Raw genomic sequence first — 16,711 nt, forward strand, 5'->3', positions numbered from 1 at the left:
CTAAACTTGTTCCGGCGCCTGCTTCTTGCGCGATAGCCGTTTTGCCGCTTCACGCCAGTTCTGGAATGTCACGTAGAGCATCGGCACCAGGAAAATACCGATCGAGCTCGCTGCGAGCATGCCTCCGAACACCGCCGTGCCGACGGCCCTGCGGCTGATCTCGGCGGCGCCAGTGGCAACCACCAGCGGCACCAGACCGAGGATGAAGGCAATCGAGGTCATCATCACGGCACGAAAGCGCATCTGCGATCCCAGGATTGCCGCGTCCACTACTGAACGGCCCGCTTCGCGCTGCTCCTTGGCGAATTCGACGATCAGGATGCCGTTCTTGGCCGCCAGCGCAATCAGCACCACAAGGCCGATCTGGCCATAGAGGTCGAGATTAAGGCCGGCAATCTTGATGGCGAGATAGGAGCCGAGCACGCCGACCGTGACCGCCAGCAGCACCGGCACTGGAATGGTCCAGCTCTCGTAGAGCGCCACCAAGAACAGATAGGCGAACAGCACCGCGAGGCCGAGAATGATTCCGGTCTGCCCGGAGGCGGCCTGCTCCTGGTAGGCGGTTCCGGTCCATTCAAAGGAGTAGCCGGCCGGCAGTGTCGACTTCGACAACTCCTCCATGGCCGCAATGGCCGTTCCCGACGACACGCCGGGCGCGGGTCCACCGTTGACCGTCACCGAACGGAAGTTGTTGTAGCGGGTGATGACTTGCGGTCCGGTCACGATCCGCAGGCTCGCGATCGAACGGATCGGCACCATGTCTCCGGTCGCGTTGCGCACATAGATCTGCCAGATATCGGGGATGTCGCCACGATTGGCGGCCTCGCCCTGCACGTTGACCTGCCAGGTACGGCCGAACAGGTTGAAGTTGTTGACGTAGATGCCGCCGAGCGTCGCCTGTAGCGCGGTGAAGACATCGCTCATGTTGAGCCCGAGCGCCTGAGCCTTTGCCCGATCGATGTCGAGAAAGATCGACGGATTGGTCGCGGTGAAGGTCGAGAACACGCGGGCCAGCCGGGGATCGCGGTTGGCTGCGCCGATCAGCCCGCCCATCACGCTGCCAAGCGCGGCCGGATCCTGTCCTTCCAGCGCGTCGAGCTGATATTCGAATCCACCCGACGTCGACAGACCGATGATCGGAGGCAGGTTGAACGGAAGGACGTTGGCCTGGCGAATCTGCGCACCCTCGCCGAACGTCCGCCGGATCGTCGCCTGCACCGAGTCCGCCGCCGTCTGGCGATCGGCGAACGGCTTCATGCGCGCGACGATAAAGGCGGCATTCGGCTCGTTGCCGCCGTCAAGCAGCGAGAAGCCGATGATCGCAAGCACGTGGTCGATCTGCGGCATCTTCTTCAGGAGCGCCTCGACCTGTTTGGTGACCGCACTGGTCCGCGCCACGGAGGCACCGTCGGGCAATTGCACGGCGATGAAGAACGCGCCCTGATCCTCTTCGGGCAGGAATCCAGTCGGCGTGATCTTCGATACGCCGAAAATGCCGCCGGCGAACACCAGCACCGCAACGAGCGACAGCGCAGCCATCCGCAACAGCCGGCGCACGCCACCGGCATAGCGGTCGCGAATCCAGTCGATGCCACCAAGCACGCGTCCCATGATGCCGCGCCGCGGGCCGGTATGCCGCAGGAACACTGCGCAAAGTGCCGGAGACAGGGTCAATGCGTTCAGCGCGGAAATCACCATCGCCGCGCTGATCGTCACCGCAAACTGCCGGAACAGCGTTCCGGAAATGCCGGGGATGAAGGCGATCGGGACGAACACCGACAGCAGGACCAGCGAGATCGCGATGATCGGCGCCGTGATCTGCGTCATCGCCTTCTTGGTTGCGTCCGCCGGCGAAAGATCAGGCTCCTCCTCCATCACACGCTCGACGTTCTCGACCACGACGATGGCGTCGTCGACCACGATGCCGATCGCGAGCACCATGGCGAGCAGCGACACGGTGTTGGCCGAGTAGCCGAGCGCAAGCAGCACGGCGAAGGCGCCGATCAGGCTGACCGGAACCGCGACCGCGGGAATGATCGTGGCGCGCAGATTGCCGAGAAACAGGAACACGACGATCACGACAAGAATGAAGGCTTCGCCGAGAGTCTTCAGCACTTCCTTGATCGTATCGGACACGAAGGTCGTGGAGTCGTACTGGACGAGATAGGCGAGACCCGGCGGAAACCGCTCCGACAGCCTGGTGAGCGTGTCCTGCACCGCCTTTGCCGTCGTCACCGCATTGGCGCCGGGAGCCAGATAAATGCCGATCGGCACACCGGGATTGCCGTCGATGCGCGACTCGCTGTCCATGTTCTGGGCACCGATCTCGACCCGGGCGACGTCCTTGATGCGCAGCACCGATCCGTCCGTATTGGCGCGCAGCACGATGTTGCCGAACTGGGTCGAGGTCGTCAGGCGCCCCTGCGTCTGCACGTTGAACTGGAACTGCTGCTCATCACTGATCGGGCGCGCCCCGATGCGGCCGACCGGAGCCTGGACGCTCTGCGCGCGAATTGCCGCGATCACGTCCGAAGGCGCCAGGTTGAGGCTGGTCAGGCGCTGGGTGTCGAACCAGATTCGCATCGAATAGTTCAGCTTGGCGAACAGCGTCGCCTGGCCGACGCCCGGCGTGCGGGAAATCGCGTCCAGCACGTTGATGATGGCATAATTGGTGATGAACAGCGGATCCTGCGCGCCGCTCTTGCTGTAGAGCACGATGAACTGCAGCACGGCGGAGGATTTCTTCTGCACGGTCAGGCCCTGTGCCTGCACCTCCGTCGGGAGCTGCGCGAGCGCGCTCTGCACGCGGTTGTTGACGTTGACCGTATTGATGTCGGGATTGCTGCCGAGCGCGAACGACACGGTCAGGGTATAGCTGCCGTCATTTCCGCTGGTCGACTTCATATAGAGCATCTTGTCGACGCCGACGACTTGCGCCTCCAGCGGCTGCGCGACGCTGGACTCCACGACCTCGGCCGACGCGCCAGGAAAAGTGGCGCTGACCGTCACCTGCGGCGGCACGATATCCGGGAACTGAGCCACCGGGATCTGCAACAGCGCAAGCGCACCCGCGATCGTGATGACGAACGCGATGACGATTGCAAGCCGCGGGCGGTCGACGAAGACGGACGAGATCATGGAGACGTACCCGCGGGCTTTGGTCCAATGCCATCGCGGCTCTTTTGGGTGCCAGTATCATCCGCCGTCGTCTTCATGCTGGACTGCAACAATGCGCTCGCCGGCCCAGGCGATACGGGCTGCCCCGGCCGTACCCGCTGAAGGCCTTCGACGATGACCTTTTCGCCAAGCTTGAGACCACTCGTAATCGAGGCCACGGTCGATGTGGACTGTCCGAGCTGGATGCGCCGCTGCTCGGCCTTGTTGTCGTCGCCGACCACATAGACATATTCGCCTTGCTGGTCCGACAGCACCGCCGCCCTGGGGATCGCCAAAACCTCGACCGGCTCAACGCCTTCCAGAAGCACGGTCACGAATTCACTGTCGGTCAGCTCGCGTACCGCGCCCTGGGTCGCAGACCGCTCATAGAGCGGCGGATTCGGGATCGTGCCGCGCAGCGTGATCGTATCGGTATTCTGGGCAATGGTGTTGTTGACGAAATTGAGCTGACCCGTCTGCTCGTAAAGCCGGCCGTCTGACAAGCGGATCCGGATTATGACCGCCTTGAAGCCGCCGCGCGTGACATAGCGCTCGCGCAAGATCAGGGCCTCGCGCACGGACACGGGGAAGACGACATACATCGGGTCCTGACTGACGATCGTGGTCAGGACGCCGGAACTCGGAGAAACGACGTTGCCCTGCGTCACCGCCGTGCGGCCGATCATCCCGTCGATCGGCGAACGAATCTGGGTGTAGTCGAGGTTGATCTGCGACTGATCGACCTGCGCCTGCGCACCCTGCACTTGGGCTTCGAGACTTTGCTGATTGGCGACGGCCGCATCGTAGGTCGACTGCTGGCCGGCCGGGCCGCTCAGAAGAGTTCTTGCGCGGTCGGTGGTCAGCTTGGCGTTCACGAGCGTTGCCTGCAACTGCGCGACCTGGGCCTTCTTGGCCGCAAGGTCCGCTTCGAAGGGGCCCCGCTCGAGCTCGTACAGCAAATCGCCGGTCTTCACCTCGGCGCCTTCGACGAAATTACGCTTCTCCAGGAAAGCCGTCACGCGAGCGACCACGCTGACGCGATTGGGAGATTCGATGCGTCCCAAAAACTCGTTCGACTCGGTAATGGGCCGCTTGACCGTCTCCATCACGCCGACCGCCGGCGGACCGGCCTGGCCTGTCTGCGCCTTCGCCGGGCTGAACGCACCGAGCGATGCCACTCCAATCACGATAGCACCGACCGTCCGATTGATCGTCATCTTCAGCACGCTCACTTCCTCGAGCCCACCGTCTTGCACCTGACGCCGGCGCCCGCGCGGGTCAGTTGCGCCGTAGTGACCTAAGTCCGAACCGGCCGACATGGTCGCAAACCGTCGGCGCGGACGCAATAGTCCGCCGCCGCAGGCGCGCGCGAGCGCGGACATCGATTCAGAGGGAGTGGGTTCACTTTTTCGGGAACAGGACCGGACGAGCGCGCATAAGGGGCACGCGCATTCACGCCAGCCGCATCGCGGGTCAATGCGGGATTCCAGTAAGATAACAAGTAATCAGTTTTCGTTGACCATACCGTTCGCCGAAGCGCGTGGAAGCAATTCAATCTGAAGCAGCTATCTCGTGGCCGTTTTGCGGCGGCCGCAATGAATCTCTAGCCGGAGCAACACAGCGAAACTTGATGTGGTTGCATAGGCCGGGTTAGCGTTGCGTGCGGCCTTACAACTTCCCCAAGTTCGTCTAGCTCGCACTGGATCGCCGCCTGACCCTGCCGTCAGGCGGCGGTCCAGTTCCACCTTTCTCGGGTGACGCGGCTCCGCCTTTTTCTCCCGCCCTTGGGCGATGCGTCGTTTCCGTCATTTCGACACGCGCAGCTTGGAGCGGGCGTCCCGATCGAGTTGAACTGCACTGCGGCTAGCCCGCGCGCCTTCGCAACGCGACGTTTCCTACCGCAAGAGAGAAACGCCACGAAACAATTTTCTTCGCCGAGCTATTCAATGCCTTCGACAGCCACCATGTGGCGCTCGGACGAGCCGATCGTGTACTTGAGCGCCTCGCTGTATTCGGGCGAATTGTAGCATTTGACCGCAGCATCGAGGCTCGGGAAGCGCGCAACGATGCTGCGCTCGTAATTGCCTCCCTCGAGGATCACCTGCTTTCCGCCGCGCGCGAGAAACACGCCGCCATGTTTTTCGATCGCCGGTCCCGCGGGCGCGGCGTACTTCCCGTAGGTCTCTGGATCGGTCACGTGAACGCGTGCGCACCAATAGGCGGACATGGATCTTCCTTTACGATTGAGGGTACGAAGTTGTGGACGCGCTCGCGCCACCGTGACGGTCGAAGCCGTTCATACGTTCGAGCACAGCGCAGATCGACGCGGTGTCGCGCGCCGCAAAGCCCAGCCCCTCGCCCGCGCGATAGAGCTGCTCCGCGGCGGCATAGACCGGCAGCGCGCAGCCGAGTTCGGCCGCGAAGCTCGAAATGATGGAGAGATCCTTGAGGTGGGTGCGCATGGTGGCCGTCGGCGTGTCGTAATTTTCGTCGCGCATCAGAGGTCCGCGCATCTGGAACATGCGTGACGTCGCCGCACTGTCGGCGAGCGTATCGTAGATCAGGCCAGGGGCGATCCCAGCCTTCATGCCAAGCAGCATCGCCTCAGCCGCGGCAGCATTGTGGATCGTCACGAGATGATTGGCGATGTATTTCATGATGCTGCCAGTGCCGAAGCGGCCGAGATAGACCTGCCGCCGCGACATCGCCGCGAACGCCGGCCCGCAGCGCGCGAAAGCCTGTTCGTCGCCGCTTCCGAGGATCACCAGATCGCCGGTCGCCGCCTGCGCTCCGGTCCCGCTCACAGGGCAATCGAGCAGGGTCTTTCCTGCGCCCTCCATCGCGACGAGCGCCGCGCGTTTTGCAGAGAGAGGGAGCGTCGAACACTCGATCAGAATCTGCCCGGAGCCGCCTGTGCGGACGACACCGGCAGCACCCTCGATGACCTCGGCTAGCGCGACTCCGCTCGGCAACGAGGCAAAACTGATCACGGCAGCTTCCACAACATCCCTCGGCGAAGCTAGCGCTTCGCCACCCATCTCGGAAAGTCGATCCCGTGCCGCCGGCACGGGATCGTATCCGACAACGGCAAAGCCAGCCTTGATCAGGTTCCGCGCGATGGCGGAGCCCATGATCCCGATGCCGAGCATGCCGATCGTTCCAGTCATGACGTCTCGTTTCTTGTTCTGAACGGTGTCCGGAATGGCGCATGCCCGCGCCATTCCGGCGACGCGTCAGTTCTGTGCGTTCTTCTGCGCATTCGTGAAGGGGTAGATCAGGTCGCCCGACTTGTACTTCGGCGGGAAGATGATCACCTCTTTGCCGGGTTGGGTGAATTGCTGGATGTCATTGCCCTTGATGTTGCGGAACTGGACCGCGAACATGCGAGGCTCGACCCACTCGCCGTCCGGACCGAAGGTGATATCGCCGACCACGGTCTGGAACGTGTTGCCGTGGATGTAATTGATCAGCTTCTGCTGATCGACGCCGCCGGTCTTGGTCACGGCTTCACCGAGGATCTGAAGCGCCGAGTAGACGAACGCCGGCACGTAGTATCCTAGCGCGTCGACGCCAACCTCCGCTGCCTTGGCCTGATACTTCTTGAGCATGTCCTCGATGCCCGGGAATTTGACGGTGGGCTCGGGGATATACTGCTCGAAGCTGACGACGCCGTTGAGGGCCTCGCCGAGCTGCTGCTTGATCGCGGCATATTGGGTGCCGACCATGGCGCCGCCGAACACTTTCGGCTCGAGATTGATCTCGTGCGCGGTCCGGATGATGCCGACCGTATCCGACGGATAGGACGCGACGAACACCAGGTCCGGCGACGTCGCCTGGAGGGCCTTCAGCACCGGCGTGAAGTTCACCGTCGTCGGCGGATAGACCTTGTCATAGACGACGGTGAGACCGAGCCGCTTGGCCTGCGCGCGGGCGCCTTCGAGCGCGTTCTTGGCGAATTCCGCGTCCGCTCCGACCAGCGCCACTGTCGTGGGCTTCGGGTCCATCGCGATCGCGTTGTCGAAGAAACCGCGGGTCAGCGAATCCTTGCCGTTCGGTCCATAGGGCTGGATCTGGAAATAGCCCGGGTATTTGAACTGCTCGTTGATCGCCAGCGCGAACATTCCCATGATCAACCGCTTGTGCTGGATGATCATGGGCATTGCCGGCGCGGTCTGGTTGGTGTTGTTCGACAGCAGCAGGTCGACCTTGTCGACATCGAGCAGCTTCGAATAGATGCCGGGCACGAGCCCGGGATTGCTCTGGTCGTCGTAGGCCACGAGCTCGACCTGCCGGCCAAGCAGGCCGCCGGCCTTGTTGACCTCGTCGGCCCAGATCTGCGCACCGAGCAGCGCCGCCTTGCCGTTGCCGGCGAGCGGCCCGGTCAATTGCATGCCGAAGCCGATCTTGATCGGATCCGCCGCGCGCGCTGCGTCGGTGAACGCATACGCGGCAATCATTGTCGAGAGCGCCAGTGTGACGCCCCTTAAAGCTTTCAGCCGAAACATCCTCATGCCTTCCTCCCTTGTTTGTTGTTTCGCGTTCTACGTGCCGAGGTAATGCTGTCGTATCAGATCGCTTTGCTGCATTTCTTCGGCGCTCTCGCCGCGGAACGCGATTTCCCCGTGGACGATCACATAACCCTTGTCGGCGATCCGCATCGCCTGCGTAAAATTCTGCTCCGCCATCAGCACAGTCAGATGATAGCGCTCTTTGAGCTGCGCGATCATGTCGATGGTGCGGCTGACGAACAGCGGGGCTAAGCCCACCGAAGGCTCATCGACAATCAGGATGCTCGGCGCCGACATCAGCGCCCGCGCCAGTGCCAGCATCTGCTGCTCGCCGCCGCTCATTGTGCCAGCCAGCTGCGCGCGGCGCTCGGCAAGTCGCGGGAACGCCTCATAGCAATAGGCCATGTTGTCCTTCAGCCGCGCCCGCGCCGTCGGACGATAGGCACCGAGCAGGAGATTCTCCTCGACCGTCAGGCGTGGAAACAGCCGGCGGCCTTCCGGGACAAGTGCCACGCCGAGGTCGATGATCTCCTCGGTCTCCTTGCCGATGAGGTCGTGCTCCTTGCCGTCGATGGTCGCGACAATGCGCCCCGAGGTCGGGCGCACCACCCCCATGATGGTCTTGATCAGCGTGCTCTTGCCGTTGCCGTTGGTGCCGAGCAGCGTCACCGTCTCCCGCGCGGCGACGTTCATTGACACGTTGTGGAGGACGCGAACCGAACCGTAGCCGGCATGGATATTGTCGATGCGAATGCTACTGGCCAAGATACGCCCCTATCACCCGCTCATCGGCGATGACGTCCTTCGGCGCACCGTCGGCAATCTTCTCGCCGGCCACGAGCACCACCAGCCGCTCTGAGAACGCCATCACCGCGCGCATGATGTGCTCGATGAAGATCACGGCGACGCCGCGCTTGTTGAGCGCGAGCAGCAGCGCCAAAATCTCGTTGACCTCCGAATGCGAGAGGCCAGCGAGCGCCTCGTCCGAGACCAGCAGCGTCGGATCCGTCGCCATCGCACGCGCCAGCTCCAGCTTGCGCATCTCGACCTGGGTCAGATCGCCGGGCAGACGGTGCAGCTTGCCGCCGAGGCCGAACTCGCCGAGCAAGTCCGTGCTGCGGGTCCGGATCTGCTGCTCGGTCAGATGGGTGCCACTCCGCGCATTGACGGCATAGACCAGCGGGATGCGGAGATTGTCGAGCAGCGACAGGCTGTGGAACGGACGCGGCAGCTGGAAGCTGCGGCCGAGCCCGAGCCGCGCACGCTGGTAGGACGACAGCCTGTCGATGCTCCTGCCGGCAAACGAGATCGAACCACCATCGGTCTGGAGCGCGCCGCACAGGCAGTTGGTCAGCGTGCTCTTGCCTGAACCGTTCGGACCAATCAGACCAAGCCGCTCGCCGGGCCGGACCGCGAGATCGATCTTGTTCAGCGCCACGAAGCCGCCGAAGCGTTTGGTGATGCCCCTTGCGTCCAGAAGCAGATCGCTTGCCGTCGCGTTCGCGTCGATCATCGTCATTGACCGCTCCGCTTCTCGGCAACCAGCATCGCGGCGAGAGGGTTTGTCTCGGGGTCGGGCTTCTTTCCGCCCATGGAGCGGATCAATCCCAAGATTCCATTCGGCGCGGCGATCACGAAGATCACGAGCAACACGCCGACCACGAGCAGATTGACCGATGACGAGATCAACACGGTCATGGCCTGCTGCATGGTGCCGAGCAGGACCGCGCCGATCACCGGGCCGAGCCAGCTCGTGGTGCCTCCGACCAGCGGCATCGCGACGCTGTTCACGGTGTAGGCGAGGCTAAACGAGGAGGTCGGCTCGACATAGGTCAGATAGAACGGCAGCGGCGCGCCGGCCATTCCCATCAGGGCCCCGCTGATGGCCGCGGCGACCAGCTTGAGCCGCAACACCGGAACGCCGGATGCAGCCGCCGCGATCTCATCGTCGCGAATAGCGGCAAGGCCGAAGCCGAAGGTCGAGCGCTCGATCACGCGCGCGGTCACGACGGCTGCGACCGCAAGCACCGTCATCAGGAAGAAGAGATAGGCGACATAGCTGCCGAACACCGGAACCTCGCTCGGCCGCATGATGTAGATGCCACGCGAGCCGCCCACATAGTCCCAGTTGGTGATGAAGGTCTGGACGACGACCGAAAGCGCAAGCGTCGCGATGGTGAAGTAGACGCCGCGCAAGCGGATCGTCAAATAGCCCATCGCAAGACCAACGCCTCCGCACAGCACGCCCGCAATGAGAATGAGCACGGGGATCGGCAGATCGAGCCATTTATTCAGGGCCGCCGCGCTGTAGAGGCCGATGGCCAGGAACGCCGTCGTGCCGAAATTGACGTAGCCGACATAGCCGCCGAGGATGTTCCAGGCCGTCGCCAGCACGACATATTGCAGCACGAAATAGGCCGCGAACACGTAGTACTCGTTGGTCACGAACATGCTGCCGGCGACCAGCGCGATACCGACCAAACAGGCGAGAGCGATGAACCGTCCATTGGACATCAAGCTCTCCCGAACAGGCCGGCCGGCCTGACCACCAGCGCGATCAGCAGAAAGCCGAATGCGATCGCGGGTGACCATGACGGGCCGTAGAATGTCGCCGTGATGCTCTCCGCGACACCGACGATCACGGCCGCGATGAAGGTGCCCGGCAGCGAGCCGACACCACCGAGAACGCAGATCGCAAAGATCCTGCCGATATAGTCGCGCCCCATCGACGGCTCGACCGGCTGGAGAATGATGAGGAAGGCGCCGGCCATCGCGGCCGTGGCCGTGGAGAGACCAAAGGCAATGCGCTTGACGCGAACGGGTGAGGCCCCCATGAGCTGAAGCGCGAACTTGTCCTGCGCCACCGCCATGATGGCGCGCCCGGTGAAGGTGCGCGTGAAGAAGATTTGCAGGCCAATCAGGAGCAGGACCGAGGCCAGGAACGGGATCAGCATCCGGACCGGCAGCGAGATCGGTCCGAAATTGTAGGACGGCCCGATATAGGGCGCCTCGACCAGGCGATAATCGACGCCGAAAATCAGCTGAAGCCCGACCTCGGTGATGAAGAGGAGGCCGAAGAAGAACGCCAGGCCGCGGATCAACTGCGTTCCGCGCCGCTCGAATGCGAATTCATAGGCGCTATAGAGCAGCGTGCCGAGGAAGTAGAACGGAACGGTCGCGAGCACACCGACCAGGATCGGATCCCATCCAAACTTGGAATTCAGCACATAGACGATGAACGATCCGAGCAGGATGAGCGCCGGATGGGCGATGTTGCTGATGCCGAGCATGCCGAAGGCGATCGAAATGCCGACCGCCATGGCCGCGTAGAAGCCACCGACGAGAATCCCGGACACGATGGAATCGAGCAACAATCCCGCGACTTGTCCCATCCGCTCCCGGCCTCCTCCTGTTTGCGCACGCAATGGAAATTGTTGTTCTTGTTTCGGCGGTGGCATGGAGGCGGGACTTTTCCGCCGCCATCGGTAGCATCAGGGTATCAGCAGCGACGACCCTCGAGTTGATCCGGCCTCAAGATCACGGTGGGCAGTTGCCGCCTCGGACAGGGTATAGCGGTGCCCAATCATCGGCTTGATAACGCCTTTGCCGACCAGATCGAACACGGCGGCTGCCGATGCTAGCAGATCGTCGCGCGTAGCGATGTAGGTCGCAAGCGTCGGGCGGGTATAATAGAGAGATCCGTTCTTCTGGAGCAACGCCGCCTCGAGCGGCGGCGGCGCGCCCGTGGTCGCACCGAAGGTGACGAAGAACCCGCGCGGGGCGAGTGAGGCGAGCGTGGCTTCAAAACTATCCTTGCCGACGGAATCGTAGGCGATCGCGACACCCTTGCCGCCGGTCAGGGCCTTCACGCGCTCGGGGATCTGCTCGGTCTTGCGATCGATCACGGCGTCATAGCCGTGCGCGAGTGCCAAAGCCGCCTTCTCCCCGCCGCTGGTCACGCCGATCATGCGGGCGCCGAGATGCTTGCCCCATTGACCGGCAATCAGGCCGACGCCGCCCGAGGCCGCATAGAACAGCACCTGCTGCCCCGGCTTGACCGGAACACACCGGCTCAAGAGATACTCCGCGGTCATCCCCTTCATCAGCACGGCCGCGGCAGCCTCGTCGCTGACGGATTGCGGAATGGGAACGAGACGTGCAGCCGGCATCAGTCGGTGGGTCGCATAGGCGCCCGGCGCCGAGCCGCCGTAAGCGACGCGGTCGCCAACCTTGAAGTCGGTCACGCCCTCGCCGACGGCCTCGACCACGCCGGCCGCTTCCGCACCTAAGCCTGCCGGCAGATCGAGCGCATAGGAGCCGTCGCGAAAATAGATGTCGATGAAGTTGAGGCCGATCGCAGTCTGCCGCATCAGCACCTCGCCCTTGCCGGGCGCGGCGAGTTCGACCGCCTCCAGTTTCAGGACATCCGGGCCGCCCTGCGCGGCCATGCGAATTGCCTTGGCTTTCATACCCATACAAGAATTCCTGTGTGCCGATCCTGGTCTATTAGGATGCCATCTTGATGTCGGCGCCCTGCGGAATCTTCAGCCGCACGCTGTCGGGGATCGTTAGGGGCTGGTTGGCACTGTCGAGGAACTCGACCGTGGCGAACAGGAGGTCCGTGGTCCCGATGTTTTCGACCGCATGCACCATATACTCGCCCGCACCAAATGCGAGATGCTTGGTCTCGCCCTTGTAGTGCTCGACGTCGACGATGCGGCCGTCCTCGAAATAGCCGCGCGCCTTGCCCGCGTTGTGCGCCGTCCAGAAATAGGTCAGCACGTGGCGATGGAAGCCGCAGCGCTTTCCCGGCGCGATCGACAGGTGCCAGACGCGGACGCGATCGGTCTCCGACACCAGCACGCTGCCGACACAGCCACTGTTGCGCCCCTCCTCGTATTCGCGCTGCACTTCGACGGGCCAGTGCGCGCGGGGATTTGAGTCAGACATGAGCCGGTTCCTTCCAGATGCTAGCCGTTGTCGGAGCTATTTTGGCGACGCCGATCAGGCGGCGTCGTCACGCCACTTCCTTCTTGGTCTGAGTCACCACCCCGCGGGTCTTGATGACGACCTTGATGGCGTCATCAATGCGGTTGCGCGCGTAATGCAGCGCCATCGGCAGATCCGTGAGCGGGAATGTGTGGGTGTGGATGAGCGTGGCATCGAAACGCTTGGCCGCCATCAGCGCCATGGCGCGGTGTGTCGCGCTCTTGCCTTCACCGCGAATGCCGTAGACGTAGACATTGTTCTTCACCAGCGCGCCGATATCGGCAAGCACCGGCTCGTGCGGAAACGCCGCGAGGCAGATCCTTCCGCCGCGATTGACCATCTTCGCGGCTTCGTTGATCGCCGTGTCTGTGCCGGCACATTCGACGACATAATCGGCGCCGCGGCCGGTCATCTCCTTCACGACGGCAACGAGATCCTCGTTGCGCACGTTGACGACGCGATCAGCGCCGAGCTTGGTCCCGATGGCGAGCCGGGCATCGCGGGTGCCCGACAGGATCACTGGGCTCGCTCCGAGCGCCTTGGCAACGGCCACCGCGAGAAGCCCAATCGGACCCGGCCCGGTGACGACCACGCTCTCGCCGGCAACGAGGCCACCGAGCTCGGTGAGGCCGTACATGGAGGTGCCCGCGGTCACGACCAGCGTCGCCTCCTCATCGCTCATGTCATCAGGCACGCGCGACAGCGTGTTGATGTGGTTGACAGCGTATTCGGCAAAGCCACCATCCGTCGTAAACCCGTTGGCGCGATGGCCCTTGTCGACGTTGCCGTAGTTCAGGCCGTAGTTGTGGCAGGAGGTGTACATGCCCTGCCGGCAACGCTTGCACTGGCCGCAGCCGGCATGGATCTCGACCGTGACGCGCTCGCCGATTTTGTATTCATCGACGCCGGGGCCGAGTGCCGCGACCGTGCCCATGTACTCGTGGCCGGGCGTGAAATTCTTGTTGAACGGCGGCCCGCCCTGGATCAGTGCCGGCGTGCCATGCTCGATGATCTCCAGATCCGTGGCGCAAATCGCAACCGCATCGATGCGCACGAGCACCTCGGCGCGCTTCGGCATCGGCACGGGCTTTTCGGCCAAACGCAATTGGCCGGGGTCACCCAGCACCCAGGCCTTCATCGTCTCAGGAATCGGCATGTCGGTTGACGTGCGAACGCCAGAGGCCTCGACCATCGCAACGATCCTCACCCATTGGTCAACCAATTTTGACAATTGGCCTTTTGATTGGTTGAAGCCTCGCTTTCAAAGCTGCTGCTGTCAACGCCAAAATTTCAGCGCTGTCGTTTTGGTCTTGCATTCGTGAACACAATGCGCGTGAAATAGAGATTGGTTGATATTGGTTGCGACAGAGGATTGGACCGGTGTTCGATTTGTTGGCTCGATTGACGGAAGACGGTCCCGGCACGCGCCTTCCTCCGGAGCGACAACTCGCGGCGCAGTTCGGAGTTTCGCGCAACGAGATCCGCAAGGCGCTGGCGCGGCTGGAATTGGACGGCCGCCTCTCTCGCGAGGTCGGTCGCGGCACCTTCATTCGCGCGCCTGCGGAAGCTGCGACTTCGAATCTCGACGCGCTGCGCGACAGCACCAGCCCGCGCAATGCGATGGAGGCGAGGCTCGTGCTCGAGCCGGAGATCGCAAGCCTTGCCGCGGTCAACGCCACTTTCAAGCAGATCGAAGGGATGCGCGTGCTGGCGCGGCAGATGCGCGAAGCCGAGACGTGGAAAGACTACGAGACGCTGGACGGACGGCTGCATCGTCTGATTGCGGAGGCGACTGGCAATCCGCTGCTGTCGGCGATCCATCAAACAGTCGACGACGTCAGGCGCGCCGTGGTCTGGCGATGGCTCGACACCAGGCCAGAACGTCCGCCCGAGGATTATTCGTCGTTTGCCGAACACGACGCGCTAATCGACGCGATCGAGCAGCGCGATCGCATCCGGGCGATGGAAGCAATGCGGCGGCATCTGAGGACCACCGTGGACAAGCTGATGGGAACGCAGGCCTGAATTCCCCGACAAAACCAATAAGGTGCCGGCCATGAAACTGGGCTTCTTCACGATGCCGATCCATCCGCTGGACAAGGACTGGAAACAGTCCTTGCAGGAGGATCGCGAAGCGTTCCTGCTCGCCGATGAACTCGGTTTCAGCGAGGCCTATGTCGGCGAGCACGTCACCGACCGCGCCGAGAACATCACCTCCTGCATCGCGTTCCTGGCCTGGATTGCAGCTGCGACGAAACAGATCAAGCTCGGCACCGGCACCGTCAACATGCCGAACGTCCATCCGGCAACCGTCGCCGCCACCATCGCGATGCTGGATCACATGCTGGACGGGCGGCTGATCTTCGGCATCAGCCCGGGCGGCCTGCTCTCGGACGCCGAGCTGTTCGGCACGCTCGAGCGCGATCGCAACGCAATATTCCTCGAGGCGATCAACCAGGTCCTGCAAATCTGGGCGAGCGAGCCGCCCTACAATATCGAGGGAAAATTCTGGAACATCACGACGCAGAAGACGCTGATGGCCGATATCGGCCAGGGCTTCATCGGCCGCCCCTTGCAACGGCCGCATCCGCCGATCGTGGTCACCGCCGTCGCGCCGTTCTCGAAGGGCGTCACGGAAGCCGCAGCACGCGGCTGGGATCCGATCTCCGCCAACTTCCTGATGCCGGTCTGGGTGAGAAGCCACTGGCCCAGATATGTCGAGGGCTGCAAGCGCGTCGGCCGGACCGTTGATTCCAACAACTGGCGCGTGGCCAAGAGCGTGTTCGTCGCCAACGACATGGCGACCGCGAAGGCCTATGCCACCGATCCGGATAGTCCTTACGTGTACTACTATCGCTCCCTCTTCACCAAGCTGAAGCGCAACGGGCGCATCGAGCTGTTCAAGACGCGGAGTGATCAGCGGGATGACGAAATCACGCTCGAATCCGTCTGCGACAAGCTGATCATCTGGGGCACGCCCGACAGCGTCGCCGACCAGATCCTGGGGCTTCAGGAGGAGGTCGGGCAATTCGGCACGCTGCTCTACGCCGGCAAGGACTGGAGCGACCGCGAGCTCGCGCGCCGCTCGATGATTCTGATGGCCGAGCAGGTGATGCCGCGCGTCACCGCCGGCACACGATAATTTCAGCCGTTAGCAGGACAGGAGGCTCGCGATGGCCCTCAGTGACCGCATTCCCTATCAGGCCTTGATCGACCGGCCGAAGCTGAAGCTGCCGAACGGCAAGCGGCTTGCTGTGTGGGTGATCCTCAATGTCGAGGAATGGCGGATCGAGAACGCGATGCCGCGCGTCGTGCTGAGCCCGCCGATGGGACAACCACTGCTGCCTGATGTCCCGAACTGGTCGTGGCATGAATACGGCATGCGCGCGGGCTTCTGGCGACAGTTCAAGGCGCTGACGGATCGCAATATGAAGGTCACGCTGGCTGCAAATGCCGATGTCTGCAACGCTTATCCCCGCGTCGCCTCGGCCGCGCGCGAGGCCGGCTTCGAGTTCATGGGCCATGGCTTCATGCAGGGCCCGATGCACAGGCTTCCCGACCAGGCCGACGCGATCAAGCGATCGGTCGAGACGATCGCGAAGTTCACCGGTCGCGCGCCGCGCTCGTGGGAGTCTCCGGGCCTGACCGAGACCGAAGAGACGCTCGATCTGTTGCGCCTCAACGGCATCGAATATGTCGCGGACTGGGTGATCGACGACCTGCCGCAGGACATCGCGACGCCGCACGGCACCATCACGACGATCCCCTATACGGTCGAGACCAACGACATCGTCGTCCACGCGCTCCAGCATCTGCCGTCCGACCAATTTTTGCAGCGTGGTATCGATCAGTTCGATCGGCTGTATCTCGAGGGCGCCGACAATGCGCGCGTGATGGCGATCTCGATCCATCCCTACATCACCGGTGTGCCGCACCGGATCAAATACCTCGAACAGCTGCTCGATTACGTCATCGGCCACGACGGCGTCGCGCTGATGACCGCGAGCGAGATCGGCGACTGGTATCGCGCGGAGATGAAGCGGGTCGCGCGCGGTTAG

At 63.1% G+C, this 16,711-nt stretch carries 15 protein-coding genes; 3 read left to right on the forward strand and 12 right to left on the reverse strand.

Annotation, left to right across the window (positions count from 1 at the left end; genetic code table 11):
• The 12 genes from UP06_RS32245 to UP06_RS32300 all read right to left on the reverse strand — a co-directional run bounded on the left by UP06_RS32245 (window position 1) and on the right by UP06_RS32300 (window position 13,845).
• A complete protein-coding gene (locus UP06_RS32245; protein WP_045007747.1) occupies window positions 1-3,138 on the reverse strand; it encodes an efflux RND transporter permease subunit in 3,138 nt (1,045 codons plus the stop codon).
• On the reverse strand, window positions 3,135-4,373 hold the full coding sequence (locus UP06_RS32250) for an efflux RND transporter periplasmic adaptor subunit (protein WP_045007805.1): 1,239 nt from the start codon (window positions 4,371-4,373) through the stop codon (window positions 3,135-3,137). Before UP06_RS32250 ends, UP06_RS32245 begins: the two co-directional genes overlap by 4 nt.
• Before the next feature lie 722 nt (window positions 4,374-5,095).
• A complete protein-coding gene (locus UP06_RS32255; protein ID WP_045007748.1) occupies window positions 5,096-5,383 on the reverse strand; it encodes a DUF1330 domain-containing protein in 288 nt (95 codons plus the stop codon).
• Window positions 5,384-5,393: 10 nt separating this feature from the next.
• A complete protein-coding gene (locus UP06_RS32260; RefSeq protein ID WP_045007806.1) occupies window positions 5,394-6,323 on the reverse strand; it encodes an NAD(P)-dependent oxidoreductase in 930 nt (309 codons plus the stop codon).
• A 66-nt stretch (window positions 6,324-6,389) separates the two neighbouring features.
• Complete coding sequence (locus UP06_RS32265) at window positions 6,390-7,667, reverse strand: amino acid ABC transporter substrate-binding protein (protein ID WP_045007749.1); 1,278 nt, start codon at window positions 7,665-7,667, stop codon at window positions 6,390-6,392.
• 30 nt (window positions 7,668-7,697) lie between these two features.
• Window positions 7,698-8,429 carry an ABC transporter ATP-binding protein gene (locus UP06_RS32270; RefSeq protein ID WP_045007750.1) on the reverse strand — a complete coding sequence of 244 codons (732 nt, stop codon included), beginning with the start codon at window positions 8,427-8,429 and terminating at the stop codon, window positions 7,698-7,700.
• A complete protein-coding gene (locus tag UP06_RS32275) occupies window positions 8,419-9,183 on the reverse strand; it encodes an ABC transporter ATP-binding protein (protein ID WP_045007751.1) in 765 nt (254 codons plus the stop codon). The genes UP06_RS32270 and UP06_RS32275 overlap by 11 nt, the downstream gene beginning before the upstream one ends.
• Complete coding sequence (locus UP06_RS32280; protein WP_045007752.1) at window positions 9,180-10,178, reverse strand: branched-chain amino acid ABC transporter permease; 999 nt, start codon at window positions 10,176-10,178, stop codon at window positions 9,180-9,182. The genes UP06_RS32275 and UP06_RS32280 overlap by 4 nt, the downstream gene beginning before the upstream one ends.
• Complete coding sequence (locus tag UP06_RS32285) at window positions 10,178-11,056, reverse strand: branched-chain amino acid ABC transporter permease (protein WP_045007753.1); 879 nt, start codon at window positions 11,054-11,056, stop codon at window positions 10,178-10,180. The genes UP06_RS32280 and UP06_RS32285 overlap by 1 nt, the downstream gene beginning before the upstream one ends.
• A gap of 99 nt (window positions 11,057-11,155) precedes the next feature.
• Window positions 11,156-12,133 (reverse strand): quinone oxidoreductase family protein, encoded by a 978-nt coding sequence (locus UP06_RS32290; protein WP_156163381.1) that lies wholly within the window; start codon window positions 12,131-12,133, stop codon window positions 11,156-11,158.
• 37 nt (window positions 12,134-12,170) lie between these two features.
• Complete coding sequence (locus tag UP06_RS32295; protein ID WP_045007755.1) at window positions 12,171-12,614, reverse strand: cupin domain-containing protein; 444 nt, start codon at window positions 12,612-12,614, stop codon at window positions 12,171-12,173.
• Window positions 12,615-12,681: 67 nt separating this feature from the next.
• Window positions 12,682-13,845 carry a zinc-dependent alcohol dehydrogenase gene (locus tag UP06_RS32300; protein ID WP_045007756.1) on the reverse strand — a complete coding sequence of 388 codons (1,164 nt, stop codon included), beginning with the start codon at window positions 13,843-13,845 and terminating at the stop codon, window positions 12,682-12,684.
• A 188-nt stretch (window positions 13,846-14,033) separates the two neighbouring features.
• On the opposite strand from UP06_RS32300, the gene UP06_RS32305 reads away from it, so the two are divergent.
• Genes UP06_RS32305 through UP06_RS32315 form a run of 3 tightly spaced genes read left to right on the forward strand, consistent with a single transcriptional unit; the run spans window position 14,034 to window position 16,711 of the window.
• Window positions 14,034-14,678: a FadR/GntR family transcriptional regulator gene (locus UP06_RS32305; protein WP_197087437.1), complete on the forward strand. Its 645-nt coding sequence runs from the start codon at window positions 14,034-14,036 to the stop codon at window positions 14,676-14,678.
• A gap of 31 nt (window positions 14,679-14,709) precedes the next feature.
• Complete coding sequence (locus UP06_RS32310) at window positions 14,710-15,795, forward strand: LLM class flavin-dependent oxidoreductase (RefSeq protein WP_045007758.1); 1,086 nt, start codon at window positions 14,710-14,712, stop codon at window positions 15,793-15,795.
• Window positions 15,796-15,826: 31 nt separating this feature from the next.
• A complete protein-coding gene (locus UP06_RS32315) occupies window positions 15,827-16,711 on the forward strand; it encodes a polysaccharide deacetylase family protein (RefSeq protein ID WP_045007759.1) in 885 nt (294 codons plus the stop codon).

The sequence above is a fragment of the Bradyrhizobium sp. LTSP857 genome (assembly GCF_000938285.1).
In the GTDB taxonomy this organism is placed as follows: domain Bacteria; phylum Pseudomonadota; class Alphaproteobacteria; order Rhizobiales; family Xanthobacteraceae; genus Bradyrhizobium.

Excerpts from the sequence above, each read along its gene's own strand:
- UP06_RS32245 (WP_045007747.1), bottom strand. The coding sequence starts at position 3,138 with ATGATCTCGTCCGTCTTCGTCGACCGCCCGCGGCTTGCAATCGTCATC.
- UP06_RS32250 (WP_045007805.1), bottom strand. The coding sequence starts at position 4,373 with ATGACGATCAATCGGACGGTCGGTGCTATCGTGATTGGAGTGGCATCG.
- UP06_RS32255 (WP_045007748.1), bottom strand. The coding sequence starts at position 5,383 with ATGTCCGCCTATTGGTGCGCACGCGTTCACGTGACCGATCCAGAGACC.
- UP06_RS32260 (WP_045007806.1), bottom strand. The coding sequence starts at position 6,323 with ATGACTGGAACGATCGGCATGCTCGGCATCGGGATCATGGGCTCCGCC.
- UP06_RS32265 (WP_045007749.1), bottom strand. The coding sequence starts at position 7,667 with ATGAGGATGTTTCGGCTGAAAGCTTTAAGGGGCGTCACACTGGCGCTC.
- UP06_RS32275 (WP_045007751.1), bottom strand. The coding sequence starts at position 9,183 with ATGACGATGATCGACGCGAACGCGACGGCAAGCGATCTGCTTCTGGAC.
- UP06_RS32280 (WP_045007752.1), bottom strand. The coding sequence starts at position 10,178 with ATGTCCAATGGACGGTTCATCGCTCTCGCCTGTTTGGTCGGTATCGCG.
- UP06_RS32285 (WP_045007753.1), bottom strand. The coding sequence starts at position 11,056 with ATGGGACAAGTCGCGGGATTGTTGCTCGATTCCATCGTGTCCGGGATT.
- UP06_RS32290 (WP_156163381.1), bottom strand. The coding sequence starts at position 12,133 with ATGAAAGCCAAGGCAATTCGCATGGCCGCGCAGGGCGGCCCGGATGTC.
- UP06_RS32295 (WP_045007755.1), bottom strand. The coding sequence starts at position 12,614 with ATGTCTGACTCAAATCCCCGCGCGCACTGGCCCGTCGAAGTGCAGCGC.
- UP06_RS32300 (WP_045007756.1), bottom strand. The coding sequence starts at position 13,845 with ATGGTCGAGGCCTCTGGCGTTCGCACGTCAACCGACATGCCGATTCCT.
- UP06_RS32310 (WP_045007758.1), top strand. The coding sequence starts at position 14,710 with ATGAAACTGGGCTTCTTCACGATGCCGATCCATCCGCTGGACAAGGAC.
- UP06_RS32315 (WP_045007759.1), top strand. The coding sequence starts at position 15,827 with ATGGCCCTCAGTGACCGCATTCCCTATCAGGCCTTGATCGACCGGCCG.